We start from the raw sequence: 13,682 nt of genomic DNA on the forward strand, positions 1-13,682 counted from the left end.
ATTACTAATGAGTTTAAGTGTTGTATTAATGTTGATTCAAGTGTTTTTTGCAGTTGTTATCGGCTTGTATTTCTGGAATTTGCTGCGCAATCAGAAGACGAACCGCTCGGCCGTTGATCGCGAGTCTCGCAAGGAGATGGACAAGCTCAGAAAGCTTAGGAGTGTATCGCTTACGAAGCCTCTATCGGAGAAGACAAGGCCGCAAGCGATGCAGGACATTGTTGGCCAACGTGACGGTCTGCGTGCCTTAAAGGCGGCGCTGTGCAGCGCAAACCCTCAGCATGTTATCATTTATGGCCCTCCAGGTGTTGGGAAGACCGCTGCGGCGCGTGTCGTGCTGGAGGAAGCCAAAAAAAATCCTTCCTCGCCGTTTTTGCCTGAAGCGAAATTTACAGAGATCGATGCGACTACCGCTAGGTTTGATGAGCGCGGAATAGCTGATCCGTTAATCGGCTCGGTTCATGATCCTATTTATCAAGGTGCAGGTGCGATGGGGGTAGCAGGTATTCCTCAACCTAAGCCAGGCGCTGTGACGAAGGCACATGGCGGAATCTTGTTTATTGACGAAATAGGTGAATTGCATCCGATTCAAATGAATAAATTATTAAAGGTACTGGAAGATCGTAAAGTGTTTCTGGAGAGCGCGTATTATAATTCGGAGGATTCGAATATACCAGTGTATATTCATGATATTTTCCAAAACGGCCTGCCTGCTGATTTCCGTCTAGTCGGTGCAACAACACGGTCGCCACAGGAAATTCCGCCAGCTATCCGTTCGCGCTGCATGGAGGTGTTTTTTCGTCCGCTGCTTGCTGAGGAGATTGGCTTAGTAGCAGAAAACGCAGTGAAAAAAATCGGCTTTGCACCTTGTCCTGAAGCGATCGATGTCGTCAAGCGATATGCGACGAACGGACGCGAAGCGGTTAACGTCATTCAGCTGGCTGCGGGTGTAGCTCTATCCGAAAAAAGGGACAGCATCGCTGCGGGCGATATTGAATGGGTTGTGAACAGCAGTCAAATTCCGCCGCGCCCTGATCGCAAGGTGCCGGATGCACCGCAAATCGGTTTCGTAAATGGCCTTGCTGTATATGGTCCAAATATGGGCACGCTGCTCGAAATCGAAGTAAGCGCAATTCCTGCAGCTTCTGGCAAAGGTCTGTTTACAATAACAGGCGTTGTAGACGAGGAAGAACTTGGCGGAGGATCGCGGACGCTTAGAAGAAAAAGTATGGCAAAGGGCTCAGTCGAAAACGTAATTACAGTTTTGAGACGTATCGGGCTTAATCCGCAGGACTTTGACTTGCATATCAACTTCCCTGGCGGTACGCCGATTGATGGCCCTTCTGCCGGCATTGCGATGGCAACAGCTATTACATCAGCAATAAAAGGCATTCCAATTGACAATAAACTGGCCATGACAGGTGAAGTTGGCATACATGGAAACGTAAAACCTGTTGGCGGCGTATTAGCTAAAGTTGAGGCAGCTTTCCAAGCTGGCGCTAAAACAGTCATTATCCCGAGGGAGAACTGGCAAGCGATTTTTGCAGACTTGGAAGGTCTTAAGGTCATTCCTGTCGAAAAGGTGGAAGAAGTGTTCAAGTTTGTGTTCCCAGATACTGAAGTGTCCCCTGTGCGGGTCGAAGCTCCGCTTGGAACCGATCTTTTTATCGCTTCAGCCGTTCCGTATTTGCAGGCTGATTCCGTAGAATGATAAACTAGGGTAGACGTTAACAATTGGAGGTGCTGGTGTGGGACCTAGTAAATCGAAAGGTCGTCGGCTGCCCTTGCTTCCGCTTAGAGGGCTACTCGTTTATCCCAGCATGGTGCTCCACCTTGATGTGGGTAGGGACAAATCGGTTCGAGCGTTAGAACGCTCGATGGTCGAAGATCATATGATATTGCTTTGTTCACAGTCTGAAGTGAACATTGAGGAGCCGACTGAGGAAGATATATATAAAGTTGGCACCATAGCAAAAGTAAGGCAAATGCTAAAGCTGCCTAACGGCACGATCCGTGTGCTGGTGGAAGGCGTATCGCGTGCTGAGATTTTGGACTATTTGCCGAACGACGAGTTTTATGAAGTATCTGTAAAAGAATTGCCGGAGCAGGAGACGGATGATCCTGAAGTCGATGCGCTTATGCGCTCGGTCTTGAACCAATTCGAGCATTATATTTCATTATCGAAGAAGGTTACGCCTGAAACCTATGCGGCGGTTTCCGACATTGATGATCCGGGCCGCCTTGCGGATGTCATTACGAGCCATCTTTCACTGAAAATCAAGGATAAGCAGGATATTCTTGAAACCGTAGATGTCGGAGCTCGACTAGAGAAGCTGCTCGACATCTTGAACAACGAGCGCGAAGTGCTGGAGCTCGAGCGCAAAATAAACCAACGCGTCAAGAAACAGATGGAAAAGACGCAAAAGGAATATTATTTGCGCGAACAAATGAAGGCGATCCAGAAGGAGCTCGGAGAGAAGGAAGGCCGTGCTGGCGAGGTCGAGGAGCTGCGTGCGCAGCTGGCCGAGGCAGGCGTGCCTGAACTCGTGAAAGAGAAGATCGAGAAGGAAATTGATCGACTCGAGAAAATGCCGTCCACCTCTGCAGAAGGCGGCGTCATTCGTAATTATATCGATTGGCTGCTTTCTTTGCCTTGGAGCAAAACGACCGAAGATGATTTGAGCTTGAGCAAGGCAGAAGCGATTCTTAATGATGACCATTATGGTCTAGAGAAGCCGAAAGAGCGGGTGCTTGAATATTTGGCGGTTCAGAAGCTAGTCAAGCAGCTTAAGGGTCCAATCCTTTGCTTGGTAGGTCCGCCGGGTGTTGGTAAAACCTCGCTTGCCCGTTCGATTGCCAAGTCGCTTGGCCGTAAGTTTGTGCGTATCTCGCTTGGCGGTGTGCGCGATGAAGCGGAAATCCGTGGTCACAGACGGACTTATGTAGGCGCTATGCCAGGAAGAATTATTCAAGGCATGAAGACAGCAGGCTCTTCAAACCCTGTATTTTTGCTGGATGAGATTGACAAAATGGCGATGGATTTCCGTGGAGATCCAGCTTCAGCGCTTCTAGAAGTGCTCGATCCTGAACAAAACAACACGTTCAGCGATCATTATGTAGAAGTGCCATTTGATCTATCTAATGTGATGTTCGTAACGACCGCGAATGCGATGCACAATATTCCTCGTCCGCTGCTTGATCGGATGGAGGTCTTGTATATTCCAGGATATACGGAGCTTGAGAAGCTGCAAATCGGAAATCGTTATCTATTGCCGAAGCAGAAAAAGGAACATGGCTTGACCGAGGAGCAGCTCATTGTCTCGGAAGAGGTATTGCTCCAGTTGATTAGGGAATATACGAGGGAATCCGGCGTTCGTAATTTAGAGCAGCAAATTGCAGCAGTGTGCCGTAAGGCAGCGAAACGATTTGTTGCAAATGAGCAAACGGAATCCACCGAGCCATTTGAAGTTACGAGTGAGGAGCTCAAGGAATTGCTGGGCCCTTCGAAGTTCCGTTATGGCCTAGCTGAGAGCGAGAATCAGATCGGAGCGGTGACTGGTCTTGCGTGGACTGAAGTAGGCGGGGATACGCTTGTCATTGAAGTCACAGTAATGCCGGGTAGCGGAAAACTAACGTTAACTGGTAAACTAGGTGATGTCATGAAGGAATCTGCTCAAGCGGCATTCAGTTATACACGCTCGAAAGCGATTGAGCTGGGCATTGACCCAAGCTTTCATGAGAAAAATGATATTCATATTCATATTCCAGAGGGTGCGATTCCAAAGGATGGTCCATCAGCCGGCATTACGATTGCAACAGCGCTTATCTCCGCGCTTACAAACCGCTATGTGGATAAGGAAGTGGCGATGACGGGCGAAATTACGCTCAGAGGCCGCGTGCTTCCGATTGGCGGTTTGAAGGAAAAATCGCTGGCAGCACATCGTGCAGGCATTCGCAAAATATTGTTGCCGAAAGAAAATGAACGGGATCTAGGGGATATTCCCGATAGCGTACGACATGATATGCAATTTTTTCCTGTCAGTCATATGGATGAAGTGCTGCAGCATGCGTTGCTTCCGGTTCAAACGGAAGAGAAAGCAGGTACAACGATTTTATGAAAATTACACAAGCAGAATTCATCATCAGCGCAGTAAAACCACATCAATACCCAGAGGACGCCTTGCCAGAGATAGCTCTGGCAGGGCGTTCGAATGTCGGAAAATCTTCATTGATCAATAAACTTATTTTACGCAAAAACTTAGCTAGAACGAGCTCGCAGCCAGGCAAAACGCAGCAGCTTAATTACTACCGCGTGAATGACCTTATTTATTTGGTTGATTTTCCGGGGTATGGCTATGCTAAGGTTTCGAAAACTCAGCGCTTGCAGTTTGGGGAAATGATTGAACGTTATATCCGTGACCGTGAGCCGCTTAAGCTTCAGCTTCTGGTCATCGATATTCGTCATGAGCCGTCTCTGCTCGATCAGCAAATGTACAAATGGCTGAAGCATTATGAAATCCCAACATGTGTCGTTGCGACCAAGGCGGATAAAATTCCGAAGTCGAAATGGGACAAGCATATTAAAATGATCAAAAAAACGCTTGAAGTCGACCCAAGCGATTCCGTCGTATTATTCTCGTCTGAATTAGGGCTTGGACGCGAGCAACTATGGGACATCATAACCGAAGCGATTGCTACATGAGGTAGCAAGACCAGCAAGTTATTCTATAAAGCAGAGGATTTAGTGAAATAGTCGGCTTTCTTCGTGAATTCTACCGTTATTTTGTGGAATATGCGAGAATATCGGGGATGAACGACAGGAATAAAATGATAAGATCACGTATAATATACTTAAGCAACAAGACCAGAGTTAAAGACCAAAGCGTGCAAGTTCAAAGAATTGAGGAGATTTTTATGGCTAAGCGGCTAGCCACAGAGTATGTAAATGCCAAACTGCAATTGACGAATGAAGAGATGGCTGAGTTTATCCGTTCATTTGAAGAGCAACAAATACACCTTCAGGTGTTGGTGCTTGACAATGGGAATCAGGAGCTCGTTCTCGAAGATGTAGCAGGGAGGGAAGAAGTCCGACTGACCTTTGAACGTCAACAAGACTATTACGTGTGCGTATTATCTTGCCGTCTTGTGCAACCGAGGCTGACCAATGCTATGCGAAAAGCTCTTTCAGCTTTCCGCGGCAACGCGATCGTCAACCGAATCTACAGTCATTATACGATGATCTATCATTATAAGAATGGTTCCGTTCACCAAATTGTCGAAAGCTCGAGCACAGGGGAGCGCATTGTATTCGAATTCAAGGATACACTTGGCCAACTGGAGCGTGTGTTCCAAAGTCGTTTGATCGAGCGGGAAATCGGATTGTTAAGCAATGCAGTCAATGAATTGCTAGATCTTCGCAACCAAACGAAGGATGCTGAAGAAATTAGCAAAATCGATGAGCGTTTAACCGATCTGACTCGCAAGCTCTTCATCCTTGAAGCTTAATACATGTAGGAAATCTTGATTAAAGAGGCTGCTTTTGCAGCCTCTTTTTTTTGTTTTCAAAATATTGCATCTATGAATTTTGCAACATTTTGCGTGTTTAAGCAGTTAGTATCAGGGTAAGGCGAGTGGATGGCATCTTAGTATTTTTATACAACAAGGAGATGAATAGGAATGAATCAAACCAAACGATTTAAACAGTTTGCTATCGGAATATCATTTGCGATCGCATTATCTTTAACAGCGTGCAGCAATAAGGATACAGGAGCAGATCAAGTGCCGCCGCTGGCAACAGAGATGCCGAGCAATCAGCCAGAGACAAGTACACCGGCCTCACCGGACACCAAGCCAAGCGTCCCGCCTTCTGAACAGCCTAATGAGCAACCAGGCGGTAATGGCGCTGAGGAGCCGTCTAGCGGCTCTGAGGCCGGAGAAACGATCAGCTCAGTCTACGCACTTGCGAAGGAAGGCAAAGTTCCAGGCTCCGATTATGCTGCCCATATCGCATTATATGATGATATAGAGAAAAAGTGGGGCAAGCCTGATACCAACGAATCCGCTGGGAAAGGGATGTACGCTGCCTACAAAGATAAAGGGATTACATTTGGATACAACAAAGGCATGCTTGTTTATGATGTAAGATCTTACTCGAAAAAGCTTCAAGGCATTACATTGAAAGACATAGAGATCGCGCTTGGGTCTGCTGATGAAAAAACGGTTAACGGTACGGATGACATTTATACCTATGAGGTCAATAAACAATATCAGCTTAAATTTATTTTAGCTGAAGCAACTGGCAAGGTGGATCACATCTCTGTATACAGTCCGCAGGACGCAAAAAATAATATGGCGGGATGATCGCACAGCCCATTGCGAGATAAGCTTCAACGTCATACATTGAAAACGGGGCTGGCAATGAAAGGTTATTTCCATCCTTTAGAAAAAAAGTATTGCAATTATCCCGGATAGATGTTATTTTTATTCTCGTTGAAAAGATTGTTGATGTTAATAATAGGAACCAGGATTCACTCAGGACATTGTTATGTTGCGAGAGATTAATCCCTCGAGAAGTGAATGACGTAGGTCCTAGCGGATGAAATTTTTCAAACATTTTATTCCTAGGAAGGGGGAACCGGAAGATGGAATACTCAACTTTCGGAAGACACGTTGCTGTTGATACTTGGGGTGTAGACTTTGATCTACTGAACAGCGCTGAATTTTTGCAATCACACATGGTAGAGGCTGCAGAGGCTTGTGGTGCTACTGTATTGTCGGTTCAAGCCAAACAATTCGATCCTCAAGGCGCAACTGTGCTCGTGCTGCTGTCGGAGAGTCACCTCTCGATTCATACGTATCCTGAGAGAGGTTTTGCTGCGCTTGATTGTTATACTTGCGGCGAAACTGTAGATCCTCAGCTTGCGATCGACTACATGCTCGCTGTACTGAAGCCAAAAGCGACGTATGCGAAGAAGCTTGTACGCGGTATGGGCGAACTGCAAGTAGAAGAGCCAAAAATGAAACAAACTGAGCTCGTTTAAGAGCTTTAAAACTTATTGCTCATAGTGAAATAACCATGGATGGTATCCATGGTTATTTCTTTGTAGTAAAAGGGAATAATGAGTCTGTACTTTTCAAATATTATTCATAAATGAACATTATCTGAATGTTTTACTATGCTATAATTATCGATAACATCAATGCTTGATCGCTTAAAGAGAAGGAGGCAGGTGACCGCGCATGCACATTATCGCAGTAGGACTGAATTACCGAACGGCTCCCGTAGAAGTAAGAGAACAATTTGCGTTCGCAGAACGGGATTTGCCGGAAGCATTAATACAGCTCATTCAGACACAAAGCATAATGGAATGTGTCATAGTAGCGACCTGCAATCGGACGGAGCTTTATGCAGTTGTAGACAGGCACCATCTATGCGGGCATTACATTCGAAGCTTTATGGAGAAGTGGTTTAAGCTGCCTAGGCAGAACTTCACCAACCATTTATATATGTATGAGGACGAAAAGGCGATTGATCATTTATTCCGTGTAACGAGCGGACTTGATTCCATGGTCATTGGCGAGACTCAAATTTTGGGACAAGTAAAAACAGCTTTTCAGCTCGCACAGCAGCAGAAAACGACAGGTACAGTTTTTAATATGCTGTTTAAACAGGCGGTTACAATGGCCAAGCGTGCCCATTCCGAAACGTCGATCGGCGAATCTGCAGTTTCTGTGAGCTACGCTGCCGTTGAGCTTGGGAAACGGATTTTCGGACAATTCAACAAAAAAACGGTTATGGTCATTGGTGCAGGTGAAACGGGCGAACTGACTGCCAAGCATCTGTACACGAATGGCGCAGATCGCGTCGTTGTTGTAAATCGCACCTATGAGCGGGCAACACAGCTGGCAGACAAATTTAACGGAATCGCATGGTCGATGGAAGAAGCAGTGGATAAGCTTCATGAAGCAGACATTATTATCAGCTCCACTGGCTCGAAAGAATACGTGTTAACGCGCAAACAGGTTGCAGAAGCTATGCAGCGTAGAAAAGCGAAGCCGCTCTTTATGATTGATATTGCGGTCCCGCGTGATTTGGACCCTTCGATTGCTGCCGTTGATAATGTATTCTTGTATGATATTGATGATTTAGAGGGCATCGTGGAAAGCAATCTCGCGCATAGGCGTCAAGAGGCTGCCAAAATTGAAGCGATGATTACCGAAGAAATTGAAGTGTTCGAGCAGTGGTACAAAACGCTTGGCGTTGTTCCCCTTATTCGAACTTTGCAATCCAAAGCAGCAGGCATTCACGAGGAAACGATGAACAGCTTGACGAATAAATTGCCTGATCTCGGCGAGCATGAGCTTAAAGTAATCCGTAAGCTAACAAAAAGCATCGTTAACCAAATGATGCAGGATCCTATTTTACGAATTAAAGAAATGGCTGGCGAGAAGCGGGCAGACGAAGCGATGGATATGTTCGTTAAGCTGTTTGCACTCGAGGAAGATCTTGCTAAAGCGCGTCAAGCGGAGCTTGAAGCGGCAACAGATACTGTCGCTGCTGCAAAAAAGAAAAATGTTCAACCCCATGCAGCTGCGGCGGTATTAGCACCTATTACAAGGTAGAGGGCTGCTAGGTGGAGGAGCTATGGAGACGCAAAACTTTTTATATGATGCGATACTTTATATTTACGCCCTGAGCCTGCTGTTTTATTTCTCCGACTTCATGAATGCAAGTCGGAGAGCGAAACGGATGGGTACAGGGCTGCTTATTTTTGTTTGGGTATTACAGACTGGTTACCTTGTTACTCGCATCGTATCTCATTTGCAAATGACGGAAGTATCAACCTTTGAATACTGGTTAGGCTTTTCTTGGCTTTTAGTTACCATTTCGCTAGTGATCAGTCGATTTATTAAAATTGATTTCATTGTGTTTTTTGTAAATGTTGTTGGTTTTGCGGTGTTGGCGCTTAACCTGTATAGTGACCCTGGAAATGGCGAGTCGCTTAAAGTTTGGGAAACAACAAGAGAGCTATTATATATTCATATCAGTCTCGTTTTGCTTGCGTATGCTGCATTAACCATAGGCGCTTTGTTCGCCGGCATGTATTTGTTTTTGCATAATCAGCTGAAACGAAAGCGCTGGTCAAACTTTGTGCGCAGATTGCCAAGCCTCGATATGATTGAGCGTTATGGAGATCGAGCAGTCATTGTTGGCGTTCCATTGTTTGCAATGTCGCTTGCGATTGCGGTGACGTCTATACTTGTCGAAAGACGGTTTGCGTTGTTGATTGACTGGAAGGTACTGTCTTCTTTTGGAACCTTGGTCATGTACATTATTTATGTGTACCAGAGAGCGATGCTCAAACGTCCCGGATTGCAATTGGCCCGCTTTTATATTATTTCGTTTGGTTTGCTGCTTCTGAATTTGTTTACTAATTATTTCTCCTCCTTTCATTAACGAGAATTGACTGCTGGAGGCAAGGACGGCAATGAATGGTTTATATCCAATTTTCATGCAGCTTAAAGGCAAACGCTGCGTTATTATCGGCGGCGGTAGCGTGGCGCAGCGAAAGCTGCAAGGGCTGCTGGCTGCTGGAGCGGATGAAATATGGGTCATCAGCCCGTCATTAACTCCTCAACTCGTGAGTTTGGCTTCCGACGGGGAAATCAACTGGTTCCAGCGAGAATACAATGATGGCGATCTTGCTAGTGCATCGTTAGTGTTTGCGGCAACAAACGATAAACGTTTAAATGCGGAGATTGCGGCCGCCGCTAATCGGCTTGGCATTTTAGTAAACGCGGTGGATGATGCGGACAAAGGCTCGTTTATTTCACCTTCGATTGTCAGGCGTGGAGATTTGCTGCTGGCGGTTACTGCTTCAGGCGCAAGCCCGGCGTTGTCTCAGCAAATAAAGAAAGAGCTTGAAGCGCTTTATGGCCCGGAATACGAAGAAATAACGATAGTATTGCGTCGCTTCCGGGAGAAAGTGCTAAACAGCTTGCTTGATGAACAGGAGAGACAATCCGTGCTGAAGCTTGCGGCCGAAGAGGCAGCGACGCTAAAGCGGATCAATATTGATATGGATGAATGGCTGCAAAGCCTGCTTCATCGGATAGACAGGGGGCTTACATAATGGCAACAACTAACCAAGGACAACGAATTATCGTGGTAGGAACAAGGCAAAGCGCACTTGCGCTTACACAAACGGGACAAGTGATCGATGAACTGACACGCATAAGTGAGAAGCATGGGTTTGATTATAAGTTTGAAGTGAAAAAAATAGTAACAAAAGGTGATCGCATACTTGATGTTACGCTGTCTAAAGTAGGTGGAAAAGGGCTGTTCGTTAAGGAAATCGAACAAGCACTTGCAGACGGTGTAATTGATTTGGCCGTTCACAGCATGAAGGACATGCCTTATGAGCTTCCGGAAGGGTTAATAAATGGAGCGATTCCAAGACGCGTCGATCCGAGAGATTGCCTTATCACTCGTGAAGGCGGCGGATTGTCTGAATTGCCTCTAGGTGCGAGAGTGGGAACGAGCAGCCTGCGTAGATCCTGCCAGCTTAAAAACGCGAGACCTGATCTTCAGCTTGAGTCCATAAGGGGCAATATAGATTCCCGTATTCGCAAATTAGAAACCGAAGGTTTCGATGCGGTTGTGCTTGCTGCAGCTGGTCTGAAACGCATGGGATGGGAAGATCGCATATCTGCGAACATTCCTGTTGATGTATGCTTGCCTGCTGTAGGACAAGGCGCACTTGGCATTGAATGCCGCGAGAATGATGAACAAGTTCGAGAGCTGCTTTCCCTTCTTAACGATGATGAAACCGAGGTTACGGTACGAGCTGAGCGAAGTTTCCTTGGTTCACTGAATGGTGGATGCCAGGTGCCGATAGGCGCATATTGCACATTAGGTGATGAGCTCCCAGGCCAAAGCGGGAAACATGAGCTTATCCTGACGGGCATGGTCGGATCGCCGGACGGAGCAACGCTGCTGAAAGAAGTGATGAAGGGAATTGATCCTGAACAGCTTGGCCGTGATGTTGCAGATGCACTCATTGCACGCGGCGCAGACCGTATTTTAGCTGAAATTGGGGGATGACGGGCTTGGACAAGGGGAAGGTATATTTAGTTGGCGCCGGACCGGGAGATCCGAAGCTGATTACGGTGCGCGGACTGCAATGCTTGGAGGAATGTGAGGTTGTCGTTTACGATCGCTTGGCAAGCCCGAGATTGCTCCGGTACGTGAAGCCGGGAGCGGAGAGAATTTACGTCGGCAAGCTGCCAGACCGTCATACGATGAAGCAGGAGGAAATCAACCAGCTTCTTGTCGATTTGGCGCTGGAAGGCAAGATCGTTACTCGTCTGAAAGGCGGAGATCCTACGATTTTTGGACGAGTTGGAGAAGAAGCCGAGCTTCTTTATGATAACGGAATCGAGTTCGAAATCGTGCCAGGCATTACCTCGGCAATCGCAGTTCCCGCTTACGCAGGCATTCCAGTCACACATCGTGATATGGCATCATCCTTGTCCATTATTACGGGTCATGAGAGTCCGGATAAGCTTGACCGCTCCATTCATTGGGATAAAGTAACGAATGCTACGGGAACCCTTATTTTTCTAATGGGTGTCGCCAAAATAGGATATATTTCTGATCAGCTCATGAAGCATGGCAAGCCGCCGCAAACGCCAGTTGCGCTTATTCGCTGGGGAACGAGAGTTGAGCAGCGTACCATTGTTGGCACACTGGAAACCATTGAGGGGATTGTCAAAGCAGCGAATTTTCAGCCGCCTGCCGTCATTGTGGTAGGCGACGTTGTACTGCAGAGAGAGAAGCTGAAGTGGTATGAGAACAAGCCGCTATTTGGCTTGCGTATACTAGTTACACGAGCTAGAGCACAGGCAAGCGAGCTAGCTGAACAGATTGAAACGCTTGGCGGGGAGCCTTGCGAGTTTCCAGTCATTGAAACGATTGAACCAACGGACCCCGTTGTTGTAGCTAACTTGAAGGAACAGTTGGAGCAGGCAGAACAATATGAGTGGCTAATGTTTACGAGCGTAAACGGCGTGGAGTACTTTTTTGAATGGCTGCGTAAATTTAATATCGATATTAGGAGATTTATTGGTGCGAGAATTGCAGCAGTTGGTCCTAAGACAGCTGAGGCGCTTGCAAAGCGCGGCTTAGTGGTTGATGAGCTGCCTGTAAAGTTCCATGCGGAAGGCTTGCTGGACAAGCTGGCGCCGCAGCTGAAGGCAGGAGAGAGAGTGCTGCTGCCTCGAGGAGATCTTGCACGCGAGGTATTGCCCCGTGAGCTGAAGGCAATGGGACTTGTGCCAACGGAAATCGATGTTTATGAAACGGTCATTGTCGATGAACAGGATGAGCTTGCCCTCGAATGGATTCGCGAAAAAGAAATTCACATGATTACATTCACTAGTTCATCGACGGTGACCAATTTGCTTGAGGTATTGAGACGCAAGGGCATTTCAGATCCAGTACAACTATTATCGGACATTCCCATTGCGAGTATTGGCCCGCTAACAACGAAGACTGCACTAGAAGCAGGCTTGAAGGTTGCTATTGAGCCAGAAGATTCAACGCTGGATAGTATGCTTAAAGCAATCGTTGATTATCAGCAAAAACAACTTGCTAAGCTAGTCGAGGAGGAATACTAAGTGATGAGTTTCCCAACAGTAAGAAATCGCAGATTACGCAAAACGTCTGCTCTTCGGAGCATGGTAAGAGAAACTGTGCTGAGTGTAAATGATTTTATATATCCGATCTTCGTTACGCATGGTGTAAATATAAAAGAAGAAATTCCATCTATGCCGGGTGTATACCACCTGTCGATGGATCTTTTGGAGAAAGAGATTCGTGAAGTGGTTGCTTGCGGCATTCAATCGGTGCTGCTGTTCGGCCTTCCTGAATATAAAGATGCTTTGGGATCTTCGGCTTATGATGCGAACGGTATCGTTCAACAAGCGATAAAAGCAGTGAAGAAGTGGGCTCCGGAGCTTGTTGTTGTCGCGGACACTTGTTTATGCCAATTTACCGACCACGGTCATTGCGGCATCGTACATTTGCATGAGGAGACAGGCATAGCGGAAGTGGATAATGACTCCTCGCTTGATCTGCTCGTACAAACGGCTGTATCGCAAGCGGAAGCAGGAGCAGACATTATCGCACCTTCCAATATGATGGACGGCTTTGTGCTTGCAATTCGTGAAGGATTAGATGATGCTGGCTTTAGTGACGTACCGATTATGTCTTACTCTGTTAAATTTTCTTCGGCTTACTACGGCCCTTTCCGTGATGCCGCACATTCGGCTCCACAATTCGGCGACCGCAAAACATACCAGATGGACCCAGCTAACGTACGCGAGGCGCTTCGTGAAGCAGAGTCAGATATTGCTGAGGGTGCCGATATGCTAATGGTCAAGCCTGCTCTAGCTTACTTGGATATTTTGAGGCTGCTTAAGGATAAATATAATTTACCGGTTGTCGCTTATAACGTGAGCGCCGAATACTCGATGGTGAAAGCCGCTGCAGCTAATGGCTGGATTGATGAGCAATCGATCGTTCTAGAAACCTTGCTAGGCATGAAGCGTGCTGGTGCTGATCTCATTATCACGTACCACGCAAAGGATGCGGCACGTTGGTTGAAGGGAGAGGGGTAAGC

The 13,682-nt window shown here is 46.7% G+C and carries 12 protein-coding genes; all 12 read left to right on the forward strand.

Annotated elements, in window-relative coordinates:
• The first annotated feature begins 7 nt into the window (after window positions 1-7).
• The gene (gene lonB / locus ACIFSR_RS13080) at window positions 8-1,711 is read left to right on the forward strand and encodes an ATP-dependent protease LonB (protein WP_339207835.1); all 1,704 of its coding nucleotides are present in this window, start codon (window positions 8-10) and stop codon (window positions 1,709-1,711) included.
• 37 nt (window positions 1,712-1,748) lie between these two features.
• Window positions 1,749-4,118 (forward strand): endopeptidase La, encoded by a 2,370-nt coding sequence (lon, locus tag ACIFSR_RS13085; RefSeq protein ID WP_430057722.1) that lies wholly within the window; start codon window positions 1,749-1,751, stop codon window positions 4,116-4,118.
• Window positions 4,115-4,702, forward strand: coding sequence for a ribosome biogenesis GTP-binding protein YihA/YsxC (gene yihA, locus ACIFSR_RS13090; RefSeq protein ID WP_076271653.1), 588 nt, complete (start codon window positions 4,115-4,117; stop codon window positions 4,700-4,702). Before lon ends, yihA begins: the two co-directional genes overlap by 4 nt.
• Window positions 4,703-4,914: 212 nt before the next feature.
• Entirely contained in the window at window positions 4,915-5,505 is a 591-nt protein-coding gene (locus ACIFSR_RS13095) for a non-ribosomal peptide synthetase module (protein WP_339207840.1), read from the forward strand.
• Window positions 5,506-5,676: 171 nt separating this feature from the next.
• Window positions 5,677-6,360: a YjgB family protein gene (locus ACIFSR_RS13100; RefSeq protein WP_339207842.1), complete on the forward strand. Its 684-nt coding sequence runs from the start codon at window positions 5,677-5,679 to the stop codon at window positions 6,358-6,360.
• 281 nt (window positions 6,361-6,641) lie between these two features.
• Entirely contained in the window at window positions 6,642-7,040 is a 399-nt protein-coding gene (gene speD / locus ACIFSR_RS13105; protein WP_054027216.1) for an adenosylmethionine decarboxylase, read from the forward strand.
• 199 nt (window positions 7,041-7,239) lie between these two features.
• Window positions 7,240-8,622, forward strand: coding sequence for a glutamyl-tRNA reductase (hemA, locus tag ACIFSR_RS13110; protein ID WP_076271656.1), 1,383 nt, complete (start codon window positions 7,240-7,242; stop codon window positions 8,620-8,622).
• Window positions 8,623-8,644: 22 nt separating this feature from the next.
• Window positions 8,645-9,457, forward strand: a complete 813-nt coding sequence (locus ACIFSR_RS13115) for a cytochrome C assembly family protein (RefSeq protein WP_076271657.1) — start codon at window positions 8,645-8,647, stop codon at window positions 9,455-9,457.
• Window positions 9,458-9,488: 31 nt separating this feature from the next.
• On the forward strand, window positions 9,489-10,133 hold the full coding sequence (locus ACIFSR_RS13120) for a precorrin-2 dehydrogenase/sirohydrochlorin ferrochelatase family protein (RefSeq protein WP_339207844.1): 645 nt from the start codon (window positions 9,489-9,491) through the stop codon (window positions 10,131-10,133).
• Entirely contained in the window at window positions 10,133-11,104 is a 972-nt protein-coding gene (hemC, locus tag ACIFSR_RS13125) for a hydroxymethylbilane synthase (RefSeq protein WP_339207845.1), read from the forward strand. The genes ACIFSR_RS13120 and hemC overlap by 1 nt, the downstream gene beginning before the upstream one ends.
• 5 nt (window positions 11,105-11,109) lie before the next feature.
• A complete protein-coding gene (cobA, locus tag ACIFSR_RS13130) occupies window positions 11,110-12,678 on the forward strand; it encodes a uroporphyrinogen-III C-methyltransferase (RefSeq protein ID WP_430057726.1) in 1,569 nt (522 codons plus the stop codon).
• Window positions 12,679-12,681: 3 nt separating this feature from the next.
• Window positions 12,682-13,680: a porphobilinogen synthase gene (gene hemB / locus ACIFSR_RS13135; RefSeq protein WP_339207848.1), complete on the forward strand. Its 999-nt coding sequence runs from the start codon at window positions 12,682-12,684 to the stop codon at window positions 13,678-13,680.
• The last annotated feature ends 2 nt before the right edge of the window (window positions 13,681-13,682 follow it).

The sequence above is a fragment of the Paenibacillus sp. NRS-1760 genome (assembly GCF_050467785.1).
Classification (GTDB): domain Bacteria; phylum Bacillota; class Bacilli; order Paenibacillales; family Paenibacillaceae; genus Pristimantibacillus.

Coding starts and splice junctions, on each gene's coding strand:
- lonB (WP_339207835.1), top strand. CDS start 8: ATGAGTTTAAGTGTTGTATTAATGTTGATTCAAGTGTTTTTTGCAGTT.
- yihA (WP_076271653.1), top strand. CDS start 4,115: ATGAAAATTACACAAGCAGAATTCATCATCAGCGCAGTAAAACCACAT.
- ACIFSR_RS13095 (WP_339207840.1), top strand. CDS start 4,915: ATGGCTAAGCGGCTAGCCACAGAGTATGTAAATGCCAAACTGCAATTG.
- ACIFSR_RS13100 (WP_339207842.1), top strand. CDS start 5,677: ATGAATCAAACCAAACGATTTAAACAGTTTGCTATCGGAATATCATTT.
- speD (WP_054027216.1), top strand. CDS start 6,642: ATGGAATACTCAACTTTCGGAAGACACGTTGCTGTTGATACTTGGGGT.
- hemA (WP_076271656.1), top strand. CDS start 7,240: ATGCACATTATCGCAGTAGGACTGAATTACCGAACGGCTCCCGTAGAA.
- ACIFSR_RS13115 (WP_076271657.1), top strand. CDS start 8,645: ATGGAGACGCAAAACTTTTTATATGATGCGATACTTTATATTTACGCC.
- ACIFSR_RS13120 (WP_339207844.1), top strand. CDS start 9,489: ATGAATGGTTTATATCCAATTTTCATGCAGCTTAAAGGCAAACGCTGC.
- hemC (WP_339207845.1), top strand. CDS start 10,133: ATGGCAACAACTAACCAAGGACAACGAATTATCGTGGTAGGAACAAGG.
- hemB (WP_339207848.1), top strand. CDS start 12,682: ATGAGTTTCCCAACAGTAAGAAATCGCAGATTACGCAAAACGTCTGCT.